Here is a 22,369-nt window from a genome sequence, read left to right as displayed (position 1 = left end):
GTGAACCGGGTCGCCCCGCGACGGCGCAATTTAGGCTTGTACCGGGTATATAAAAAGTCCATCTGAGGCTCAAAACGAGTTTTGAGCGACCGGAATCCGGTCAGTAGTCGGCGTAGGCGAGCGTCACCGCGACGATAGCGACGACGAGGAGGCCGCCGAGAAAGAACGCCAGCCCCGGTTCGATCTCGAACCCGCCGCCGGCCGCCGTCGTCGCCACCTCCGTCGCCATATCGAGGGAAGCCGGTTCCTCTGTCGCCACCTCGGTAGGGGCCGGAGTCGGCGTCTCCGTCGCTTCGGCGATGCTGATACCGCCGCCGTCGCCGCCAGCGGTCGTCTCGACCTCCGTCTCTGTCGAGACAGCCGTCGGCGTCTCGGTCGCGTTCCCGCCCTGTGAGGACACCGAGTACCCGCCGTCCGCCCCGCTTGACTCGGCACCGTCCCCCGAGGCGCCCATCCCGAACGGGAACGGGACGTTGCCGAGCAGTATCTGGAGGACGAGACTGGCGGCGGTCAGGATACCGACGGCGGGCATCAGGCGCTTGACGAGCGACTTGAGCGACCGCTTCCGGTCCCGCGTGCCGACGAACAGCACGAGGGGGTCCTCGGGCGGTTCGTACACCTTCATCTCTTGGCCCTTCTCGGAGTACTGGGTCCCGGCGACGGCGATGAGTTCCTCGTTTTCGAGCTTTTCGAGGTGGTAGGAGACCTTCTGGATAGACATCCCCAGTCGGTCGGCGAGTTCGGAGGGCGTTCCCGGGTCGTCGTAGACGGCGTTGAGTATCTCGCGGGCCGTCTCAGAAGAGAGCGCGTCCAGGACAGCGGAGACGTCGTCGTCGACACCGACGATCTGGAGTTCCCCGTCCTGTGACGCGCTCGCGTCGGGACCACGCGAGGGCAGCAGGGACATGTACGACTCACTGAATCCCAGCGTAATGAATCTCGTGGAGACTCCGGTGTGGATTTGACTGTTCGGCCGGCGGGACTAATCCGATCTTAACCCCAGTGCCTAGCTATCGTGGCGGAACCCACTTCCCCCCGCAGTCCTACCGAATCACCAGAGCCGACAATGGGTGGACGAGAGCGCCTCGCGGCGACCGACCCCGACTTCGACCCGGGTGCGGTCGCCATCGACGACGCGGACGTACTGGACTGTCTCGCGCCCGTCGTACAGGACTGGTGGGTCGAGCAGTTCGGCGAGTTCGTCCCCGGTAACGGCGGCTTCTTCACGCCGCCACAGAAGGAGGCTATCCCGCTCATCCACGGCGGCGAGAACGCCCTCATCTGTGCGCCGACGGGGTCGGGTAAGACGCTCGCCTCCTTTACGGGCATCATCAACGAACTGTTCGCGAAGGCCCGCGAGGACGAACTGGACAACTCCGTCTACTGTCTGTACGTCTCACCGCTGAAGTCACTGGCCAACGACATCCACCGGAATCTGGAGGTGCCGCTAGCGGGCATCACCGAGAAACTCGACGAGAAGGGCGAGGACGTGGAGATCCGCCACGCCATCCGGCACGGCGATACGAGCGACAGCGAGCGACAGGCGATGCTTTCGACGACGCCCCACATCCTCAACACGACGCCGGAGACGCTCGCCATCCTGCTCAACTCCCCGAAGTTCAAGGCGAAACTGGAGACGGTCGAGTACGTCGTCGTCGACGAGATTCACAGCCTCGCCGAGAACAAGCGGGGGACCCACCTCTCCGTGTCGCTGGAACGACTCGAAGCGATGGCCGAGGGGTCGCCGACCCGAATCGGCTGTTCGGCGACGGTCGAACCGCTGGACACCGTCGCGGAGTTCCTCGTCGGCCGCGAGGAACCGGGCGGTGAGCCACGGCCCTACGAAATCGTCGACACCCGGTTCGCGCGGGACTTCGACGTGGAACTGACGACGCCGACGGACGACCTCATCGACACGCCCGGCGACGTCGTCACCGAGCGCTTCTACCGCGAACTCCACGAGCAGATCCAGGACCACACGAACACGCTCGTCTTCACGAACACGCGCTCGGGGGCCGAACGCGTCCTCCAGAACCTCCGGGAGAACTTCGGCGACTACGACGAGGACAACTCCGGGTGTCACCACGGGTCCCTGTCGAAGGAGAAACGACAGGCCATCGAGCAGGCGCTGAAAGACGGCGAACTGGACGTGGTGACCACCTCGACGAGTCTGGAACTGGGCATCGACATGCCGTACATCGACCTCGTCGTACAGGTAGGCTCACCCAAATCGGTGGCCTCGCTCCTCCAGCGAGTCGGCCGCGCGGGCCACCAACTCGGACAGACAGTCGAGGGCCGCGTGGTCGCGCTGGACCGGGACGAACTCGTCGAGTGTGCGGTGATGCTACAGAAAGCCGAGGACGGCTTCGTCGACCGGGTGTTCATCCCCGAGAACGCACAGGACGTGGCGACACAGCACGTCTACGGGATGGCAATCAATCAGGTTCGCCCGGAACAGGACCTCAAAGATACGCTCCGGCGGGCCTACCCCTACCGAAACTACACGGACGAGTCGTGGGAACAGCTCTGTCGCTATCTCACTGCGGACTACCCCGGGATGGCGGACCGGAACGTCTATGCGAAGATTTGGCGGGACACGAACGACCCGCCGGACGGGGAGTACCACTACGAGGAATACGCCGTGGGCGAACCGCTCGTCGGCAAGCGCGGCCGTCTCGCCCGAGTCATCTACATGACCAACATCGGGACCATCCCCGATTCGTTCACCTGTGACGTCTTCGTCCGGGGCGGCGACGAGTGGGTGGGTCAGTTAGACGAGGCGTATCTGGACACACTGGAGCAAGGCGACGTGTTCGTCCTCGGCGGGTCGAACTACGAGTACCGCTATCGCCGGGGGTCGAAGGTGTACGTCGACCCGACGAGCGCGCGGCCGACGGTGCCTTCGTGGTTCTCCGAGCGCCTGCCGCTGTCGTACGACCTCGGCGGTGAGATACTCACCTTCCAGCGGGAGTTGCTCGGCAAACTCGAACGCGGCGGGATGTCCGAGGTGCGAAACTGGCTCCGGGACTTCCCCCTCGACGAGAACAGCGTCCGCGCCATCGCGCGGATGTTTCGCGAGCAGGTGGCCTACGCCGGGGCAGAGAGCGTCGCCACGGACGAGCGGCTGGTGATAGAGGAGGCGATGGACCACGACGAGTACGAACGGCGCTACTACGTCCACTCGAACTACGGGCGGCGGTTCAACGACGGGCTCTCGCGCCTGCTCGCCTACCGCGTGGCACAAGCGGCCAACGCCAACGTGCAGGTGGCCGTCGCCGACAACGGCTTCACCCTCTCGATGCCGCTGAACCGCAAGGTCGACATCCAGCGCGTCCTCGAAGGTATCGACCCCGACGACGTGCGCGAGGACCTGCGAGCGAGCCTCGAGGGGACCGACCTGCTACAGCGGTACTTCCGCATCAACGCCACGCGCTCGCTGATGATTCTGAAGCGGTACAAGGGCTACGAGAAGTCCGCCAGCGAACAGCAGGTGTCCTCGGAGATGCTCCTCGGGTTCGCCGAAGACCTCGGCGACTTCGCCGTCGTCGAGGAGACCTACCGGGAGATTCTGGCGGACAAACTCAACGTCGCGGGCATCGAGGACGTATTGACAGACGTCGAACGCGGTGCCGTCGACGTGGTCTCGACGCGGGTCGATTCGCCGTCGCCCCGCGCGTTCGGACTCGCGACGCTGATGGCCAGCGACGTCGTCCTCGCCGAAGACGAGTCAGCCGTCCTCGAAGAGTTCCATCGGCGCGTCCTCGAAGAGATAGAGGGCGACGACGCCGACCGGTCTGTCGCGACGGACGACTGATACTGGTGGCTGTAAGTTCGTAAAGATATTCGCCACCTCGGGGTGGCGAATTACTTCAGTTTGTTACAGCCACCAGTATGAGCGTCGTAGATGCCGGTACTAGTTGCCCAAATGATAAGACGGGTGGCGTCAGCTATCGTAGTGCTGACTAATGCCACATCACACACACGGCGAGGACCGAGCGGAACCGGAACCCGGACACGTCCACGAGTCCGTCGACGCCGACGTCGACGCCCGCGACGACTGGGCGCGGCGTCGACGGAAAGGCATCCCGACGGACAAGCAACTGCTCGTCGTCGCCTGCATGGACGAGCGAATCCCGGTCGAGGAGGCCCTCGGACTCTCGCTCGGGGACGCACAGATATATCGGAACGCCGGCGGGAAGGTGACGGACGACGTCGTCCGGTCGGCGGCGCTGACGACGCAGTTCTTCGAGACGACCGAGATTATCGTCGTCAACCACACCGACTGCGGGATGATGAGCGCCAGCGACGAGGACGTGGTCGCGGGACTAGAGGCCGCCGCAGGCGGGGATCTAGACGACGTCGACATAGACCCGTCGCTCCCCGACCTGAACCTCGGCGACCACTCGGTGGCGGAGTGGGTACGCATGACTGACGACATCGACGAAGCCTGTGCGGCACAGATCGAGTACCTGCGGAACCACGAGTTGATTCCCGACGACGTGACGGTGACGGGGTACGTCTACGAGGTGGAGAGCGGTCACCTGCGTCGCCCCGGTGAGCGGGTCGCCGAAGACGTCAACGAACGGGTGTGAGACGGGTCGGCCCCTCCGATAGAGGTGGCGTCGGTAGCCGACTGCGACTCACTCGTCCGCGCCGTCGAACTCGGTGAACGCCTCGATAGAGACGTACAGGTCGTCGCGACCTCCCGGTTGCATGACGTAGGTTGTCGGGTAGACATCCGCGACGGGGTACACTTCCGGTGTCTTCATCTGAACGACCTGCTCTTCGTCGAGACCGTCGATGAACTCTGTCGTCACCATCGGTTCGACGAAGGTCAACTGCCCGGTGCCGTCGCCGTCCGTGTCGTACGCGCCGTAGATGTTCGTGTGTGTGAACGACCCGTCGGGCCGGAACTCGGCCCCAGTCGTGTCGACGAGGTGTTCGCCCATCTCGCCCTCGACGAGCGGCGTGTCGGGTTCGCCGTCGCCATCGGCATCTATCACCGGCAGGCGCTGGTAGTCCGTCGGCATCTGTGCGTCCGGAATGTCGAACGTCGCCGGGCCGGTGACGATGGTCTCGACCATCTCTTCTGGAACCGTGTAGAAATGAAAGTCGTAGTGAGGGACGGTGTAGACGTCCGGCGGTGGATGACCTTCCGGATTGTAGTGGAAGCCCACGAACGTGAACTGATGTGTCTCCACCGACGCGGGGAGCGCAAGATGTGCGTCCAGTGCGTCCTCGTCGAACGCCGCCAGTGCGTCGGCGTCCATGTAGACACCGAGCGACGAGAGGTTCCCCTGTGGGTTCGTCGTCGCGTACGTTTGGACCACCCCATCGAGAAAGTCGATATCGTCGCCCCACACCATCTCGTGGTTCTGTGGTTTCGGATGCGCTGCCGTCCGCGCTGAGAAGGCCCGCCCCCCGGCGATGACCCCTCCCGCGAGTACGGCACTCGTCGCTACGCCCCGCTTGAGCGCATCGCGCCGTGTCAATCCTGTCTCTGGCTGTTGGTCGGGCATCTGAATCTGGGCGACGCGTGTCGCCCGAACGTGAAGACACGACGCTGTCACATAGTTATAGGTCTCGAAGGTATCGGTAGCAACGAGTACTCTCAGGCCCTGCAGACGGTGTCGCGGTAATTGTCGAATACGTAGCATGGTCGTCACCGGTAGCGCTCCGGTGACTGGCGGGTGTTCTATCGCCCCGGTGAGACGTCGACGCCGTTCTGTAGCGAGGTGTCAGCCGTGGTATATCGCGGGTGCCGTCGTCTCCCAGACCTCAGCAGGTCGGTCCCTGCGTGGCCCCACACTTAATCCACGTCTCGCCCTACGGTGGCAGTATGGAGTCGTTGCACCCGCGAGTCAGACTGCTGTGGGCTGGCCGGACAGTCGTCTCCGCGTCCGTACTGCTGGGACTCGTGGTACTGGTAGACCGGTTGTTCTTCTCGTTACCGCTGGAACTGGCGGCCGTCGGATGGGCGCTACTGGTCGTTCTCGGCACCGTACACGCGGCGTTCGCACATCGAATCTGGCGCTTCGGGTTGCAGGACGACGCGCTGTTTCTCGTTCGCGGCGTGTTGACCCGCAGGGATACGTCGGTCCCCTACGTCAGGGTCCAGCACGTCGACACGACCCGCGGTCCGATAGAGCGGACGGCGGGCCTCGCCAGCGTCGTCGTCTACACCGCCGGGTCGCGCGGCGCGGACATCACCATCCCCGGCCTCCGCCCGGAGCGAGCGACGGAACTACGAGAGCGTCTCCGTGACCTCGCCAGCGAGAGCGAGGCCACCGACGCAGTATGAGACGACTGCATCCCAGAAGTGCGGTCCGGCGCGTCGGCCGTGCGGTGGTACAGGGCGCCGTCTTCGGCTTCTTCGTCGGGACGGCGCTGGCCGGGACGATCGGCCTGCCGTCGTGGGTCGGCCCCGCGCTCGCTCCACTCGGCGCGACGGTCACGGGCGGGTTCGCGCTGGTTCGGTACTACCGGTTCCGCTATGCGATTACCGGCGGCACGCTGGCCGTCGAGTCGGGCGTGTTCGCCCGCCAGTCGCGCGAGATACCGCTCGGGCGGATTCAGAACGTCGACCTCCGGCAGGGCGTCGTGAATCGATTGCTGGGGCTGACCGTCGTCGACTTCGAGACGGCCGGCGGGAGCACCACCGAGGCCTCGCTGGACGCCGTCGCCCCCGAGGAGGCCGACCGACTCCGCCGCCTCGTCCAGCGCTACGGCCGCGATAGCGACGAGCGAGACGCGGCGACGACCGAGACGTCGACGGACGAGCCCGCCGGTTCGGGGCCGACCGAGCACGACGAGGTGACAGACCTGTTTGCCTTCTCGTGGCGCGACCTGCTGACCTACGCCGTCGTCTCTGTCCGACCGGCCGCGCCGGTGCTGACGCTCGCCGGCCTGCCGCTGGGCGGTGACCTCGTCGCCGCCGTTGTCCGGTTCAACCTCACGCTGGTCGGTGCCGAACCGGCGCTGACGCCGTCGGTGCTGGACACGTTCGGGCCGCCGAGACTGGTCGCCCTCGCCCTGCTGACGCTCGTTCAGTTCCTGCTGACGGCGCTGCTGGTCAGCGTCGTGCTCACGGTCGTCGAGTACTACGACTTCCGCCTGTTCCGGGAGGGCGACGACTTGCGGTATCAGCGTGGTCTGGTTCGGCGGTACAGCGGCACCATCCCGCTGTCGAAGGTCCAGACGGTGACGGTCAAGGAGAACGTCCTGATGCGCCGGTTCGGACTGGCCACCCTCGTCGTCGAGACGGCGGGCTACAGCGGCGGGAACCAGCAGTCCGCACAGGGCGTCGCCGTGCCGATGGCCCCCCGCGAGGAGGTGTACGAACTCGCACGCGACATCGAGCCGTTCGGGACCTTCGAGTTCGAGCGACCGCCGACCCGCGCCCGTCGGCGGTACGCGTTCCGCTTCGCGTTCGTCGCCACCGTCCTCACCGGCGTCGGCTACGCCGTCGACACGTTCGGTCTGGGGACTGGCTTCTGGTGGGTCTTGCTCGGTCTGTTCGTCCTCGTCCCCCCGGCGGCCCACTTCCGGTGGCGCCATCGTGGGTTCGTGCTGGACGACGACGTTCTGGCCACGCGCTCGGGGTTCTGGTCACAGACGACGCGGATCGTGCCGTACTACCGTGTCCAGACGGTGTTCGTCGGTCGGTCGCCGTTCCAGCGTCGTCGTGACCTCGCGACGGTCACCGCGGATACCGCCAGCACGGCGAGCATCTTCGGCGGGTCCGCGACCGTCTACGACGTCGACGAGGCGACGGCAAGCGACCTCCGGGCCGAACTCCGGAGACGACTGTACACGGACTTGCTGGCCCGAAAGCGCGCTCGTCTCACTGCCAGCGACAACGAGTAGGGGTCACGGAAACCGGCCGTCTCCGTGCCGCCGTACGGCTACGACCGGCCGACCGCCCCGAACGCCGGCCTCACTCGATGTGTCGCGTGCCACACTGCTTACAGGAGAACAGCGTCCCATCGGATAGGTCTTGTTCGGCCGCCAGCGGGAAGCCACAGTCGGGGCAGTCCGTCATACGTTATATTCACGGCCGACGGGGTTTAAAACACGGCGCTACCTATGCAAGGTCGCACTAGCTCTCCGCCCACTCGACGAGTCGCCCGTACACCTCGTCCGTCCCGAGAGCGTCGGCGTCGCCCACGAGCACGAGGGCCTTTTTCGCCCGCGTCATCGCGACGTTGATGCGTCGGTAGTCCTCGAATATCGGCCCCTCCAGCGTCTCCGTCGCGACGAAGGAGACGACGATGACCTCTTTGCTCGACCCCTGGAAGCGGTCGACGGTGTCGACGGCCACGTCGGGCAGTCGGCGGTCGAGTTCGGCGACCTGCGCCCGGAACGGCGCGATGACGCCGACGTCCGCTGCAGGGACGCCGGCCTCGCGATACGCCGCTACCACCTCGGCGACGGCGTCGGCCTCGACGGGGTTGGTGTTACCCGTCTGGGTCCCGCCGGGATCGACGAACGAGACTCTGTCTCGGAGGTGCTCGGGCAGGGCGTCCATCGAGACGCCCGGGAGGTCGTCGATTCGCTGGCCCGCGACCTCGCCGGTCGCCGGGCGCAACTGGCCGTCGTAGAACTCTCTAGAGGCGAAGGCCTGAATGTGCTGGGCCATCCGGTACTGCCGGTCCAGCATCACCCCGGCGTCGGGATGCGTCTCGATGAGGCGCTGGAACAGCGACGTCGAGAGGGTGGCGTCCTCGGACTGGACGACGGGCGGGAGTTGCTGGTGGTCCCCGACGAGGGCGAACCGGTCGGCGAGCGTCGTCGCCGCCAGCGTCCCGGGTTCGGTCAACTGTCCGGCCTCGTCGACGACGGCCACGTCGAACGACTGGCTCTGCATGGCCGTCCCACCGCAGGTGGCCGTCGTCGCCGCGACCACCTGCGCGTTCTGGAGTGTCGCCGCACACTCGCCCGGGTCGCCGGACTGCTCTAGCCGGTAGTTCTGCATGTCCTCGCGCACGCCGCTCTCGGTACCGACGCGGACGATATCGGTGAATCCCTGCTCTTCGAGTGCCTCGATGGCGTTGTCGACGGCGCGGTTGGTAAAGGCCGACAGCAGGACCCGGTCGCCACGGTCGACCAGTGCCCGGACCATCCGCGCGAGCGTGTAGGTCTTCCCGGTTCCCGGCGGGCCGTGGACCAGCGCGAAGTCCTCGGCACCGACCGCCAACTGGACGGCCTCGTTCTGGGCCTCGTTGTTGTCGATGAACGTCTCCGCGACCGTCTCGAACTCGGGGTCCCGTCGTCCGAACAGCACGTCCTTCTGCTCGGGCGGTTGCGTGAGCAGGGCGTCGTGGAGTGCGTTCTGGAGGCGGTCGGTGGTCAGTTCCGAAGGGTAGATGTCGAGACGGCGCAGGTCCAGCGGTTCGTCGGCGGTGACGACTATCTCCTCGCCGCTGCTCACGGTTTCCCCGTTCGCGTCTTCCGAGGCGCTCCGCGCCTCGCCAATCCGTTCGACCCGCGCCAGTTCCGCGTCCCCGGTCACCGGGTCGCCGTCGCTGGCCATCACGAGGTCGCCTTCCCGAATCTTCGAGACGGCCCCGGTACCCCTCGCTCGGAGTTCCCAGCGACCGCTGTCGAGTTCCGTCCGTCCCACCGGTTCGAGGTCGACGAGCGCCCGGTCGTCAGCGGCGCGTTCCTCGGCGGTCTGCTCCCAGAGTTTCGCGTACTCGCGGTGGACCGCCCGTCGCTCGGCCTCGATGGCCGTATAGAACCGCTCGAAGTAGTCCCGCTCTGCTTCGGGGATGGCGACGCCGACCTGTCCGGCCTTCGATTCTTGGTCGAGACGGCCGGAGACGGCCATACAGGTGTCCTGCTCGAAGCAGTACTCGCACTTGGTGTTGGCCTCGTAGCCCGTCGGCACGCCGGTGTCGTGTTCCATCGCCGCGATGGCGTTGCGGGTCCGAATCACGTAGTTCAGCAGACCTGACCCGATGGAGAACTCCTTGGCCGGCGAGAGGTCGCCGCTCTCCTCGCTCCGGTCGACGGCGGCGTTTTTCGTATACAGCAGCGTCCCGGTGTCGGGGGCGGCTTCGATAGGCGTCGTCGTCCCGCCGTCACCGGCCATCACGGCGCTCGCGTCCAGCGAGTTCGCCGCCCGTTCGCCGAGCATCAGCGCGTACGCCGTCGCCTGAATCTTGTCCTGAAAGCGTGGCTCTCGCTTCGTGTTCTTCCCGGTCTTGAGTTCGACCGGCATCCCGCGGCGGACGGCGTCGGCCCGCCCTTTCATCCCGTAGCGCTCGGAGATGAGCGTCATCTCGGAGCGCCAGTCGCTCTCCGCGGGACTGAAGTCCCGCTCAGAGCTGTCAGCGGCTGTCGCCGCGCTGTCCTCGTCCGTCAGCGTCCCTTGCTGGAGCCACCCCTCGATGGCCTTCGCGTGGTCGCGCACGTCGCCGGCCACCTCGTCGGCCTCTCGGCCGAGCAAGCCGATGTCCAGCCCGGCGGCTTCGATTTGGTCGTCGATGGCCGCTTCGACGTCCCGGCCCCGGAGCAGGTCACCGAACACCTCGTGGACGACGGTCCCTTTCACGAGCGGATACGCGAGGTCGGCCCCGTCCAGTTTTCGGAGGTAGTACATCCGTGGACACTGCACCCAGGCCCGGACGTCCGTCACGTCGACGAGGAAGTCCGGTTCGACGACGACGGTGGCGTCGCTGCCCACCGAGTACTGCGTCTCGCCCTGATACTGTCGTTCGTCGGGGTCGTAGACGGCCAGTTCCATCCCCGGTTCGAGGACGTCGGCCGTCTCGGTCCACTTCCCCCAGAGCGTGACCGTCGTCGGGACGCCGGCCCCGCGGTCCGGGCGGAGCGTCACCTCACAGAGGTCGCTCTCGCCGTACTGCGTGTTCACGGTCTTCGGGTCGCTCACCTCGACGACGGGGCCGCGAAGTTGCACGGCCTGAGTCAGGGCGGGGCCCGGAAAAACGCTGTCGGTCACTCCGCCTTGCGACGACGGCGACCCGAGCGCTGACTCGTGGGTGTCGGGCACGGTCCCCGCCGTCTCTCAACCGAACCGACGATACTGTCGTGCAGAGTGAATTTTTCATTCTGGCGTAGATGACGGCAAGAAGTGGGCACTATCTGCGACAGCTCCACTCGAATGTCTTCTTATCAATGTAGTTTCGCTACATTCATTTATTCGGAGAGGGAACGATCAGATATGAGCGCAGAAACCGAGTCGGTCGAGAGTCGTCCGGTCGATACGCCACAGGTCGTCGCCGCCGTCGACGAGACGGACGGCCAGCGTCGCCTCGTCGTCGCAGACGTCACGACCGACGAGGCGTGGCTGTCGGTTCCGACGAGCGCCGCCGCGTCGCTCTCCGAGTGGCGATAGCTCGCGTTTCAGACCTCCGTCTCGTTCTCGTGACTGTAACGCCGCAGCGTCTCCAGTGAGACGTCTTCGAGGACGTCTTCGCTCGTGGCCGCCAGCACGACCGGCGGCGCGTAGCCGTCCTCGTGGGCCTCGATCCAGCGCGGGACGCAGACACACCATCGGTCGCCCGGTTCGAGGCCCGGGAAGTTCAGTTCGGGGCGCGGCGTGACGAGGTCGTTGCCGGCCGCCTTGCTGTACTCCAAAAACGCCTCGGTCATCACCGCACAGATCTCGTGTCGACCGGGGTCACGTTGCAGCGGGTAGCAGTAGCCGTCCCGCATGAACCCGGTCACCGGGTCCTGCGAACAGCTCTCGAGGTCGCCACCTAGGACGTTCGACTCGCTCTCCATACTGCTAGCTCCGGGCGTCCGCCTAAAGGGGTTCGGCTCTCTCTCGTCGGGTCGTGACCGGCGGCGTATCGCGGAGACCGATGCCTTCATTCTGACGCGGGACCAACCACCGACCGACAATGCGCGTTCGTGACTGGCAGGACATCATCGAGGACGTGATGGACAGCAACGCCGACCCCGGCGGGTGGCGCGCCGTCGGCGGCGACCGCGCGAACGGTATCGGCGAGGACCTGTACATCGGCCACCCCTCCTCCGGGGTCTACCAGCTAAAGACGTACGCGAAGAACCCCTTCGAGGTGCAGGGCGTCGGGACGCGGGTAGCCCGCCGTATCGACGAGGACATCGACCCCCTCTTCCCCGAGGACGGGACCGGGCTGTTCGGCGTCCAGCAAGCCCCCGAGGACGAGGACGACGCCGAGGAGAAGGCGAAGAACCTCGAAACCGTCCTCGAGACGCACGCCGACGCGCCGACGACGCCGCGCGCCATGCTCGAAGACGTCCTCGACGCCGTCGACTCGCCGGCCTACGGCCCGATGGAGTTCGACCAGTACGACCGCCCGGAGCGGATGGACTCGCTGACCGATACCTTCGAGGAGGCCGAGGAACTGCTCGATACGGAGTTCGAGGACGTCATCGAGGAAGACGTCGAACGAGGATTCTACTGATGACACACCGAGACGAAAGCGACAGGAAACGGGGCCGCTGATGGTCGGTCCTTCGATTACCAGAACGGACCGCGAGAAGTTCCTCAAGCGACTGAAAATCGGCTTCGCGGTGCTGGTGGGCGGGTCGATGGCGCTGGTCACGCTCTGGGGTGGTGCGGAACTGCCGCTCGTCGTCGGCGTCGCTGTCGGCACGACCGCCGTCGGGCGCCTCCTCGCGGAGTTCACGTTCCCCGACAGCATCGCCGAGACTCCCTACGAGGATACGACCGACCGCGGGCCGAAACCCGGCGTCCGAACGCAGCGGCGGCGCTCCGAATCGGACGAAGACGGCCTCACGCGGGCGACGGACGGCGACGGACGGCGCTCGAATCGCGAGTAGCGACGTCATCCCACGTGTTTGAGGTACAGTGAACGACCGGCGGCGAAGACATCCCAGACGGGACTGACGCCGCGTTCCCAGACGAGCGTCGGAATCGCCTGTCCGCCGAACCCCTCCTTGTACCGGAACACGCCGTTCTCGTAGTCTGGTTTCGTCGTCCCGAGGTCGTAGGTGTCGTACCCGTTCGCGATGCCCCATCGGATGACGTAATCGTAGAGGCGCTCGGACGTGTGGTGCTCGAAGTACCGCTCCGGAACGGCAGAGAGGTAGCCGTGGACCGACGACTGTTCCTCGTCCACTATCTCCAGCAGTCCGCCCGCGTACTTCCCGTCGACGCGTGCGGTCACGAGGAGCAACCGGTCGTCCATGTCCAGCAACTCCTCGAAGAACCGGAACGGGAACGGGTCAGTGCCGATACGAGCCATCACCTGCTCGTAGGTCCGGTAGTATCGCTCGAGCGTGTCCCACGTCACCGGTTCTTCGACGATCTCCAGTCGGTCTGTTTCGCGTCCCCGTTCGATGCCCCGGCGTCGTGACCGACTCATCCCAGCGAGGACGTCGTCGTACCCCCGTGTGAGGTGCACCAAGAACCGACAGCGTCGCCGGTTTGGGACGTAGTCGTGGGCCTGCAACGCCGTGTTGTACCGGACGTAACTTGGGTCCAGCGCCCGTATCTCGTGGACGATGGTGCGGGGCGACAGCATGTCGGGTACCGCGTCGAGCAGTTCCGAGAGTACGGCGTCCGTATCCGTGGTCATCACCGGCCCGCCGAACCCGGGGTCGACGGAGGTCAGCCGCCGGAACGGGGCCCGGTCCGCCCCGTCGAGGGGCGCGACGAAGTTCGGAAAGAGGCCGACGAGGTTGTCGTCTTTCCTGACGACGAGGTGTCGGGGCGTGCGGTCGAGGCCGGCCTCGACGGCGTCGAGCCACTCGTAGCGGTGGAAGACGCTGCCGCGACTCGCGTGTTCGACGACGTGGTTCCACTCGTCGCGACACACTTCGCGAACCGACTCGACGATGTCGACCTCCAGCCGAGACTGACCGCTCGCCACCGGGGCGTCCCCAGCGATTCCGGACGCGAGACGACTGACGAGGTGCATCCGGGCCTCGCTTACTCGAAGTGGTGACTATGTAATGGTGGGATTTCGGGCGGTAAGCCGTGGTATCGCGGTGGGACTCTCGCTCGTCGGCCTGTGGACGCTTACGGGTCGACGCGCTCTATCCACAGCGACGGGGTCGCTATCTCGTCGTCGGTCGGGAGCGTCTCCGGGGAGTCCCACACCCGGCCGGTGGCCGCGACGCCTCGGGCGTCGGCCACGGCCTCGAAGAACGCCTTCCCGCGTTCGTACTGCTGGCGTTTCATCCCGAGGCCCAGCACCCGCCGGACGAGTTCGGCGACCGGGCCACGACCCTGTCGTCGCTCGTCGACCTTCCGCCGCAGGTCGTCGTACTCGTCGTCGAAGGCCCGGTCCATCAGCAACTCCGCGTACCCCTCGACGGCGGTCATCGTCGTGTCGAGTTCGCCCAGCGAATCGCGGTCCAGATTGCCGTCCGTGAGGCGGTCGATGGCCTCCTCCATCGTCTCCTCCATGTGGTCGGAGAGCCACGGCGCGGCCCCGAACTCGGCGGCGTGTGTCACCTCGTGGAACGCTATCCAGCGGCGGAACCGGTCGTGGTCCACGTCGAGTTGGTCGGCGACCTTCCGGATGTTCGGCCGGACGAAGTACAGGGCGTGGTCGTCGCCGTCGGCGAGCAAGAGGGGGTCGTACTGCCCGAGGACGTTGTTTCCGAGAAAGGAGAGCGCGAACGCCATCGACCCGGTGTTGACCACGCGGGCGACGCCGGGGATGAACTCCGCCTGCTGTTCGATAGGCGCCATCACTCGTTCGAAGGTGGCGACGTTGGCGTCTATCCAGTGGTGTCGGTGCTGAATCTCGACTGTTTCGGGGAGGTCGAAGTCGAGCTGCCCGACTTCCCGGACGCGATCCCGGGCGTCCCGGACGTCCGTCGCGTACCCCTGTCGCTCCGTGGCGGATACGTCGAGGTCGCCGGGATCCGTCGCCGACTTCGCGGCCTCGGCGACGGCGGTCCAGTCTATCGGACCGTCGCCAGAAGCGCCGGCGACGGCGCGAACGCTATGATATAATCCCATACCCGAAGGAGGGGACGGGGCGGCATAGTCCTTCTCCCCACCTGCGGGGGTGTCCTCGACCCTATTCGTCGTCCATATCGACGGACGGCAGGTCCTCGTCGTCGCTCCCGCCGAGCAGTTTCTTGCCGGCCACGGCCACGCCGACGAGGGCGAGGAGGACGACCAGTGCGAGTACCCCGCCCCGACCACCGGAGTCGCTCGCCTCGCTTTCGTCGGCGGCCGTCTCGGCAGTCTCGCCGTTTCCGACGCCGGGTGCGTTCGCAGTGAACTCGGCGCCGTCCAGATGCAGTTCGAGGAGGGTGAATTTCGCCATGCTGATACTTCGCCGGCCCGGCTCTTATCGGTTGTGGCGGCCCCGTAATTCTTCACAGATGGCGGCATAGGCCGGGTATGGACGACCGACGACGGACCTTCCTCGAATCGCTACTGACCACACCGGCCCCATCCGGCTACGAAGCCGACAGTCAGCGGGTGTGGGTAGAGTACGTGCGCGAGTTCGCCGACGAGGTACGCACCGACGACTACGGGAACGCCGTCGCCACCCTCTACGGCAACGACACGTCGGTCGCGCTGGCGGGTCACGGCGACGAGATCGGGTTCATCGTCCGCGACGTGACCGACGACGGGTTCCTCCGCATCGAGCGCATCGGCGGCTCCGACAAGACGGTCTCTCGCGGGCAACACGTCACGGTCCACACCGCCGACGGGCCACTGTCCGGCGTCGTGGGGCAGACGGCTATCCACCTCCGAGACCCCGACGACGAGAGCGTCCCCGAGGTGGCAGAGCAGCACGTCGACGTGGGTGCCGAGGACGGCGACGAACTCGAAGAACTGGTCGACCGCGGGGATCCGGTGACGTTTCAGCAGACCCTCAGCGAACTCGAAAACGGTCGGCTGGCCGCCCGCGGGATGGACAACCGAATCGGAATCTGGGCCGCCGCGGAGGGCCTGCGCCGGGCCGCGGAGCGCGGCGTCGACGCCACCGTGCACGCCGTCTCGACGGTACAGGAGGAGGTCGGGCTACAGGGCGCGAAGATGGTCGGCTTCGACCTCGACCCGGACGCCGTCCTCGCCGTCGACGTTACCCACGCGACGGACGCCCCGGACTCGCCCGGGAAGCGCTCGAACGGCATCGAACTCGGCGGCGGGCCGGTCGTCGCTCGCGGGAGCGCCAACCACCCCGTCGTCGTCGAGGCGCTTCGCGAGGCCGGTGCCGACGAGGAGGTAGCCGTCCAGTTGCAGGCCGCGGGCATCAGGACGGGCACGGACGCCGACGCGTTCTTCACCGCCCGGGGCGGTATCCCGGCGGCCAACGTCGGCCTGCCGAACCGATACATGCACACGCCCGTCGAAGTCATCGACCCCGAGGACTTAGACGGCGTCGCGGACCTGCTCGCCGGATTCGCGGTCCGCGCCGACGACCACGCACCGTTCAGCGTCGAGGTCTGATACTGCCGGCTGTACCAGTTCGAACGGATTCGCCACTCCGGGTGACGACCATCGTCACGAACGTACAGCCGACAGTATAACCGACCCTTACCCCGGTGACAGACCGGTACCCGGGCTATAACGAACCGCTGGCATCGGCGATATCGACGTATGACCGGCGCCGCTTCCTGTCGCCCCGTCCGTTCGCCAGCGACGCGTCTCCCGACGGCGAGGAGGTCCGAACCATAGCATGGACGTGCCGCTCTCGCGGAGCCGGGCGGCGTGGTGGGTCGCCGGGTTCGTCGCGGCCGCCGTCGTGGCGTGGGTGCTCGCAAGTTACGTCGGCACGTTCGTCCTCGGCGTGTTCCTCTACTACGTGGCACGGCCGGCCTACCGACGCTTGCAGCCACGACTCCGTTCCACGGTCGCCGCGGCGACGGCCCTCTGTGTGCTCGCCGTGCCAGTGGTTCTCCTCGTGGGCTACACGCTCGCCGTCGCCGCACAGGAACTTGGCCGTCTCGCACAGACGGTCGATCTGGGACCGCTAGCTGACCGTATCGACCCCTATCTTGACGTTTCGGCGGTCGTACAGGACCCGGAGATGTTGCTCCGGAACCCGGACGTGATCGACGCCGGACAGTTGCTCGCCGAGGGCGTACTGGCGTACCTCCCGCTGGTCGGGACGGCGCTCGTCAACCTGTTTCTGGCGCTCGCCGTCGCGTTCTACCTCCTCCGTGATGGGCCGCGGCTCGGCCGGTGGCTTCGGGGTACGTTCGGGAACGGCACAGGCACCTTCGACGCGTACGTCCGCGCCGTCGACGAAGACCTCGGGAGCGTCTACTTCGGCAACATCCTCAACGCGTTCGTCGTCGCCATCGTCGCCGTCGTCGTCTACACGGTGCTGAACGCCTTCGCCCCGGCGACCAGCATCCCGTACCCGGCGCTCGTAGGCGTCCTCGCCGGCGCTGCGAGTCTGATTCCGGTCGTCGGCATGAAACTCGTGTACGCCCCCGTCGCCGTCGGTCTGTTCGCGCGCGCCGTCGTCGCGGACGAACCGCTCTGGTTCCCGACGGCGTTCGTCGTCCTGACCGTCGTGTTCGTCGATATCGTCCCGGACCTCCTCCTCCGACCGTACGTCTCGGGCCGGAACCTCCACGTCGGACTCGTGATGATCGCTTACATCCTCGGCCCACTGCTCTTTGGATGGTACGGTCTCTTCCTCGGTCCGCTGGTGCTCGTCTTGGTCTTTCACTTCGCCCGTCTGGTGCTGCCGACACTCGTCGCCGGCGAGCGGACGGCGACGACGTCGGCGGTCCCGGGCGACCGACCCGACCACGAACCCGTCGAGGCGGACACGGCCGGGGAACCCCCGAACGACTCGCCGGAAAGTGACCTCGCGTAGACAGGTCTGTCCGCTATCGCGCGCTTCTGTCTAGCACGTGTCCCGTTTGAGGCCGCGCAAGCGGTACGTTTAAGCGGCAGTCACTATCCCAACCGAACATGAGTGGACGACCGCTTGACGTTCTCGAAGCCTCGCTCGGCGAGGAGGTCACTGTACAACTCAAGGGCGGCGAGATATTCGAGGGGACGCTGACTGGGTACGACCAGCACATGAACCTCGTCATCGAAGACGAAGACACAACGATTATACGCGGGGATAACGTCGTCTCGATTAACCCATGACTGGTGCAGGAACCCCGAGCCAGGGTAAGAAGAACACCACGACACACACGAAGTGTCGTCGGTGTGGCGAGAAGTCGTATCACACCAAGAAGAAGGTCTGTTCGTCGTGCGGATTCGGTAAATCCGCCAAGCGACGAGACTACGAGTGGCAGTCGAAAGCCGGCGAATAACCCTCAACTACAATGCACGAGAAGTGCGGCGTCGTCGGCATCTCTCTCGAGGACCGTGACGCCGCCCGCCCCCTCTACTACTCCCTGTACGCCCTCCAGCACCGCGGCCAGGAGTCGGCCGGCATCGTCACCCACGACGGCTTCCAGCAACACAGCCACGTCGAGATGGGACTCGTCGGCGACGCCTTCGGCCCCGGAGACCTCGAATCGCTCAACGGGTCGAACGGTATCGGTCACGTTCGCTACCCGACGGCAGGCAGCGTCAACACCTGCTGTGCCCAACCGTTCTCCGTCTCGTTCAAGTCCGGGTCGCTGGGCCTCTCTCACAACGGGAACCTCGTCAACGCCGACGAGATAGGCGACGAACTGGCCGACCTCGGCCACGCCTTCACGAGCGACGGCGACACCGAGGTCATCGCCCACGACCTCGCGCGCAACCTCTTAGAGGAGGACCTCGTCCGCGCGGTCAAGCGGACGATGGAGCGCATTCACGGGTCGTACTCGCTGACCATCATGCACGACGAGACGGTACTCGGCGTCCGTGACCCGCAGGGCAACCGACCGCTCTGTATCGGTGAACTGGACGATGGGTACGTCCTCACCTCGGAGTCGGCAGCTATCGACACGCTGGACGGGGAACTCATCCGGGACGTCGAGCCGGGCGAACTGGTCGTCCTCCACCCCGACGGCACCGGCTACGACACCTACCAACTCGTCGAACAGGCGAACACGGCCCACTGCTTCTTCGAACACGTCTACTTCGCGCGCCCGGACTCGACCATCGACGGCAGTCTGGTGTACGAAGTCCGGCGTGAACTGGGCCGCAAACTCTGGAAAGAGTCCGGCGTCGAATCCGACGTCGTCCTCCCGGTACCCGACTCCGGGCGTGCGTTCGCCTCCGGGTACGCCGAGGCCGCACAGGACGCCGGTTCGGACATCGAGTTCGCCGAGGGCCTGATGAAGAACCGCTACGTCGGCCGCACGTTCATCATGCCGACACAGGACGAGCGAGAGCGGGCCGTCCGCCTGAAACTCAACCCCATCAAGTCGACCATCGAGGGCAAGAAGGTCACCATCATCGACGACTCCATCGTCCGTGGGACCACCTCGACCCAGCTCATCCAGTTGCTGAAAGACGCCGGTGCCGAGGAGGTCAACGTCCGCATCGGCGCGCCGGCCATCGTCGCGCCGTGTTACATGGGCATCGACATGGCCTCCCGCGAGGAACTCATCGCCGGCGATCAGTCCGTCGAGGAGATCTGCGACGAAATCGAAGCCGACTCGCTGTCGTATCTCTCTATCGACGCTATCGCCGAGACCCTGCAGACGAGCAAAGCCGACCTCTGTCTGGGCTGTGTGACCGGCGAGTACCCCTACGACATCGAGGGCGAAGAGACCGACCGAGAGGTCACTCGTCCCGAAATCGGCGAAGAACCGACGGTCGCGGACGACTGACGAAGAAAGCGGCCGGCGCCCCGGTCTCCGGTTTTGCGAACGGTGAGTGCGATACTGCTCGGGCGGCGTCCCGAGCGGTAACGCGTCGTTCGCTAGCTATCGACGAGTGTTCACTCACCACACGAGATACAGCATCGCGTAGACGACGATACCGAGCGAGAAGGAGACGAGCCACAGTCCCGCGGCCAGTTTGCCGGCCCGCGGGTGGTTCGTCCGGCCGAGTTCCGACACCGGATAGCTCGCGGCCAGCAGGAGGACGTAGTAGACGGCCGGGATAGCGACGATGGCGAGCAGGATGTGGATAGCCAGCACCGGGAAGTAGACGTACGACTCGACGACGGCCGGGCCAGTGAAGTCCGTCGGTCCCTCCAGCGTAATCCGGTACAGATAGAGGACGAGGAACGTGACGAACAGCCCGAACGTCGAGAGCATCAGCCGGCGGTGTCGACGGACCCGTCCGTTCCGAATCGCACTGATACCCGCGAGGATGGTGACGATGGCCGTCGCACTCACGGCCGCGTTGACGTGGGGGATGGCTGCGAGGACCGCGTCGGGCGCGCGCGGGAGGACCGTCTGCGGAATCGCGCCGAGGACCGCACCGAACACGAGGGTCAGCGAGACGACGGTCAACAGCCCGGTCAATGCAGGGACACGCTCACGAACAGCTATCATGTGACGACGTAGGTGACTCGCGATAATGTGGGTTGTGACACGTCTCGGGGCTGGGTACGCGGGTGCCTTGCTGGCGGTCTTATAGGTACCTTACGACGCGAGAGCCCGGGGATGCCGTTCACCACGGCACGGAACTGCCTTCGAGAGAATGTACGTCGATAAGTTCGGCTTAGGTGATGTTTTCTGTGATTTACAATGCTCCGCCTGTGCGGAGTTCGCCGTGTGCCATCACCACTCAAATGGGCCTACTACCAGTACGTCGGGGCCGCCATGTCGGTCCTGTCCCGATATCCCGTCGGGACGAACGTCTACGAACGGGACTGGGACGCGCTCGTCATCCTCGATACGTGCCGGGTAGACGCGCTCCGTGAGGTGGCCCCGGAGTACGACTTCGTCGAGGACGTCGACGCCATCTGGTCGGTGGGGTCGGCCTCTGCGGAGTGGATCGCCCAGACGTTCACCGAGCGCTACCGTTCGGACGTCGAGCAGACGGCGCTCGTCTCGGCGAACGCGTTCACCGAACGCGTCCTGCGGAACCGGGAGTTCCCCGAGACCGGCCGTGGCATCTCGTTTACGAACTGGCAGACGCTACGTCCGGAGGACTTCGACTACGTCGACCAGCCCTGGAAGTACGCCGACCCGCCGCCGGTCGGACTGACGCTCCCCCGACCGGTGACGGAACGCGCCATCAGTGTCGGACGAGAGCGAGACCCTGAGCGCCTCGTCGTCCACTACGAACAGCCACACCACCCGTTCACCGCACGGGCCATCGCGGAGGGTCGCGAGACGCTCGAACCGTGGGAGGGCGAACCATTCGAGTACCTCAAGAACGGCGGCGACTACGAGAGGGTCTGGGACGCGTACCTCGACAACCTCCGCTGGGTGCTCGACGAGGTCGAACTGCTGCTAGAGAACCTAGACGCCAACCGGGTGGTGCTGAGCGCCGACCACGGCAACGCCTACGGCGAGTGGGGGATGTACATGCACCGCTATGCCGTGCCCGTCCCGGAAGTCAGGCGCGTGCCGTGGGCGGAGACGACGGCCGTAGACGAGCGGACGTTCGAACCGACGCTTGTACCGCCGGAACGCGAAGCCGAGACGGACACCGACGAACACCTCCGACAACTGGGCTATCTGCAGTGACTCAGGGGCGGGCGGCGACGCGTGCGGTCTGGGTATCCGTGCCGCTCACCGACGCCGTGGCGTTGCCAGAGCGACGGTCGGCCACCCACTCGTCGTACTCGGACTGGTTCAACACGAGGACGGTGGCGTGCATCCGGCTGTGACCGGAACCGCACAGTTCGGCGCAGTAGAGTCGGTAGGCTCCGGTCCGTGTCGCGTTCGTCCGCGCGACCGTCGCCTGTCCGGGGAAGACGTCCTGTTTGATGCCGAGGTCCGGGACGTAAAACGAGTGGATGACGTCGGCCGACCTGAGCGTGAACCGCACGTCCGTGTCTTTCGGGATGACGAGACGGGACTGCGTGGTGACGTTCGAGTCGGGGTAGTGAAACTCCCACCCCCACTGGTAGGCGAGTACTTCTACTTCCATGTCGTTCTGGAGTTCGCCGCCCGGTTCGGTCGGACCGGCGGCCGCGGGCGTGATGTAGGGGTTCGACAGCACGAAGAACGCGGAGAGACCGACGAAGACGAGAATCGCACCCGTCGCCGCCGTCCACGTTATCTCCAGTGCGGGGTCGTCGATGGTCGGCTTCGGGGTGTCGTTGTTCCGGAACCGGTAGATAGCGTACACGAGCGTCAGTTCGACGAACAGCGTCAGCGGTAACGCGACGTACAGCAGTTGCTCGTTCAAGTCGTCGATAGCCGCCCGGTTTAGCGACTGTGCGGCCGCGGGGGCCGTAAACAGGAGGGCGCCGGCGACGAGGACACAGAGCCACGTCGCCACGCGACTGAGACGCATTAGCAAGTCCTTCCGGCGGGCGTCACAAATAGCTTGGCCAGCGGGGTATCGGGTCCGTCGGCTACCCCGTCGTCGGGTAGTTTTATCAGCGTGGGACTG

At 65.9% G+C, this 22,369-nt stretch carries 22 protein-coding genes; 13 read left to right on the top strand and 9 right to left on the bottom strand.

All coding sequences use genetic code 11. The features are described from left to right. Positions 1-100 precede the first annotated feature (100 nt). The gene (locus IEY28_RS05535) at positions 101-907 is read right to left on the bottom strand and encodes a helix-turn-helix domain-containing protein (RefSeq protein WP_188995298.1); all 807 of its coding nucleotides are present in this window, start codon (positions 905-907) and stop codon (positions 101-103) included. A gap of 159 nt (positions 908-1,066) precedes the next feature. Between IEY28_RS05535 and IEY28_RS05530 the strand changes: the two genes are divergently transcribed. Together IEY28_RS05530 and IEY28_RS05525 are read left to right on the top strand one after the other, a co-directional pair. Then, positions 1,067-3,814 (top strand): ATP-dependent helicase, encoded by a 2,748-nt coding sequence (locus IEY28_RS05530; protein ID WP_188995296.1) that lies wholly within the window; start codon positions 1,067-1,069, stop codon positions 3,812-3,814. Between the two features lie 151 nt (positions 3,815-3,965). Beyond that, on the top strand, positions 3,966-4,592 hold the full coding sequence (locus IEY28_RS05525; RefSeq protein WP_188995294.1) for a beta-class carbonic anhydrase: 627 nt from the start codon (positions 3,966-3,968) through the stop codon (positions 4,590-4,592). A 48-nt stretch (positions 4,593-4,640) separates the two neighbouring features. Here IEY28_RS05525 and IEY28_RS05520 read toward each other — a convergent pair whose 3' ends face one another. Next, positions 4,641-5,519: a hypothetical protein gene (locus IEY28_RS05520; protein WP_188995292.1), complete on the bottom strand. Its 879-nt coding sequence runs from the start codon at positions 5,517-5,519 to the stop codon at positions 4,641-4,643. Positions 5,520-5,839: 320 nt separating this feature from the next. Here IEY28_RS05520 and IEY28_RS05515 point away from each other — a divergent pair, with 320 nt between their 5' ends. Further along, complete coding sequence (locus tag IEY28_RS05515) at positions 5,840-6,301, top strand: PH domain-containing protein (RefSeq protein WP_188995290.1); 462 nt, start codon at positions 5,840-5,842, stop codon at positions 6,299-6,301. Further along, a complete protein-coding gene (locus IEY28_RS05510) occupies positions 6,298-7,866 on the top strand; it encodes a PH domain-containing protein (protein ID WP_188995288.1) in 1,569 nt (522 codons plus the stop codon). Before IEY28_RS05515 ends, IEY28_RS05510 begins: the two co-directional genes overlap by 4 nt. A gap of 232 nt (positions 7,867-8,098) precedes the next feature. On the opposite strand, the gene IEY28_RS05505 is transcribed toward IEY28_RS05510, so the two are convergent. Beyond that, the gene (locus IEY28_RS05505; RefSeq protein ID WP_188995281.1) at positions 8,099-10,921 is read right to left on the bottom strand and encodes an AAA domain-containing protein; all 2,823 of its coding nucleotides are present in this window, start codon (positions 10,919-10,921) and stop codon (positions 8,099-8,101) included. 264 nt (positions 10,922-11,185) lie between these two features. On the opposite strand from IEY28_RS05505, the gene IEY28_RS05500 reads away from it, so the two are divergent. Then, positions 11,186-11,359 carry a DUF7556 family protein gene (locus IEY28_RS05500; RefSeq protein WP_188995279.1) on the top strand — a complete coding sequence of 58 codons (174 nt, stop codon included), beginning with the start codon at positions 11,186-11,188 and terminating at the stop codon, positions 11,357-11,359. A gap of 8 nt (positions 11,360-11,367) precedes the next feature. On the opposite strand, the gene IEY28_RS05495 is transcribed toward IEY28_RS05500, so the two are convergent. After that, positions 11,368-11,748, bottom strand: coding sequence for a DUF2237 family protein (locus IEY28_RS05495; RefSeq protein ID WP_188995278.1), 381 nt, complete (start codon positions 11,746-11,748; stop codon positions 11,368-11,370). A 119-nt stretch (positions 11,749-11,867) separates the two neighbouring features. Between IEY28_RS05495 and IEY28_RS05490 the strand changes: the two genes are divergently transcribed. Next, the gene (locus tag IEY28_RS05490; RefSeq protein ID WP_188995276.1) at positions 11,868-12,413 is read left to right on the top strand and encodes a hypothetical protein; all 546 of its coding nucleotides are present in this window, start codon (positions 11,868-11,870) and stop codon (positions 12,411-12,413) included. 40 nt (positions 12,414-12,453) lie between these two features. Further along, the gene (locus IEY28_RS05485; RefSeq protein WP_188995274.1) at positions 12,454-12,792 is read left to right on the top strand and encodes a hypothetical protein; all 339 of its coding nucleotides are present in this window, start codon (positions 12,454-12,456) and stop codon (positions 12,790-12,792) included. 5 nt (positions 12,793-12,797) lie between these two features. Here the strand turns inward: IEY28_RS05485 and IEY28_RS05480 are convergent, their stop codons facing one another. The 3 genes from IEY28_RS05480 to IEY28_RS05470 form a co-directional block, all read right to left on the bottom strand. Further along, complete coding sequence (locus tag IEY28_RS05480) at positions 12,798-13,892, bottom strand: GNAT family N-acetyltransferase (protein WP_188995272.1); 1,095 nt, start codon at positions 13,890-13,892, stop codon at positions 12,798-12,800. Between the two features lie 101 nt (positions 13,893-13,993). After that, on the bottom strand, positions 13,994-14,944 hold the full coding sequence (locus tag IEY28_RS05475) for a zinc-dependent metalloprotease (protein ID WP_188995270.1): 951 nt from the start codon (positions 14,942-14,944) through the stop codon (positions 13,994-13,996). Positions 14,945-15,005: 61 nt separating this feature from the next. Next, positions 15,006-15,257 carry a hypothetical protein gene (locus tag IEY28_RS05470; RefSeq protein ID WP_188995269.1) on the bottom strand — a complete coding sequence of 84 codons (252 nt, stop codon included), beginning with the start codon at positions 15,255-15,257 and terminating at the stop codon, positions 15,006-15,008. 77 nt (positions 15,258-15,334) lie between these two features. Here IEY28_RS05470 and IEY28_RS05465 point away from each other — a divergent pair, with 77 nt between their 5' ends. The 5 genes from IEY28_RS05465 (at position 15,335) to purF (ending at position 19,680) form a co-directional block, all read left to right on the top strand. Further along, entirely contained in the window at positions 15,335-16,393 is a 1,059-nt protein-coding gene (locus IEY28_RS05465) for a zinc-binding metallopeptidase family protein (RefSeq protein WP_188995267.1), read from the top strand. Positions 16,394-16,622: 229 nt separating this feature from the next. Next, complete coding sequence (locus tag IEY28_RS05460) at positions 16,623-17,774, top strand: AI-2E family transporter (protein WP_188995251.1); 1,152 nt, start codon at positions 16,623-16,625, stop codon at positions 17,772-17,774. A 98-nt stretch (positions 17,775-17,872) separates the two neighbouring features. Next, complete coding sequence (locus tag IEY28_RS05455) at positions 17,873-18,055, top strand: LSM domain-containing protein (protein ID WP_166970488.1); 183 nt, start codon at positions 17,873-17,875, stop codon at positions 18,053-18,055. Next, on the top strand, positions 18,052-18,225 hold the full coding sequence (locus IEY28_RS05450; protein WP_004517916.1) for a 50S ribosomal protein L37e: 174 nt from the start codon (positions 18,052-18,054) through the stop codon (positions 18,223-18,225). Before IEY28_RS05455 ends, IEY28_RS05450 begins: the two co-directional genes overlap by 4 nt. Positions 18,226-18,237: 12 nt before the next feature. Then, the gene (gene purF / locus IEY28_RS05445) at positions 18,238-19,680 is read left to right on the top strand and encodes an amidophosphoribosyltransferase (RefSeq protein ID WP_188995249.1); all 1,443 of its coding nucleotides are present in this window, start codon (positions 18,238-18,240) and stop codon (positions 19,678-19,680) included. Positions 19,681-19,794: 114 nt separating this feature from the next. On the opposite strand, the gene IEY28_RS05440 is transcribed toward purF, so the two are convergent. After that, positions 19,795-20,352, bottom strand: coding sequence for a DUF420 domain-containing protein (locus IEY28_RS05440; protein ID WP_188995247.1), 558 nt, complete (start codon positions 20,350-20,352; stop codon positions 19,795-19,797). A 222-nt stretch (positions 20,353-20,574) separates the two neighbouring features. Here IEY28_RS05440 and IEY28_RS05435 point away from each other — a divergent pair, with 222 nt between their 5' ends. Then, positions 20,575-21,495: an alkaline phosphatase family protein gene (locus tag IEY28_RS05435; RefSeq protein WP_188995245.1), complete on the top strand. Its 921-nt coding sequence runs from the start codon at positions 20,575-20,577 to the stop codon at positions 21,493-21,495. A 1-nt stretch (position 21,496) separates the two neighbouring features. On the opposite strand, the gene coxB is transcribed toward IEY28_RS05435, so the two are convergent. Then, complete coding sequence (gene coxB / locus IEY28_RS05430; RefSeq protein WP_188995243.1) at positions 21,497-22,270, bottom strand: cytochrome c oxidase subunit II; 774 nt, start codon at positions 22,268-22,270, stop codon at positions 21,497-21,499. Positions 22,271-22,369 lie beyond the last annotated feature (99 nt).

Source organism: Haloarcula pellucida, assembly GCF_014647235.1.
In the GTDB taxonomy this organism is placed as follows: Archaea; Halobacteriota; Halobacteria; order Halobacteriales; family Haloarculaceae; genus Haloarcula; species Haloarcula pellucida.
Note: the sequence above shows the minus strand (reverse complement) of the source record. Positions and strands in the feature narration are given on the sequence as shown.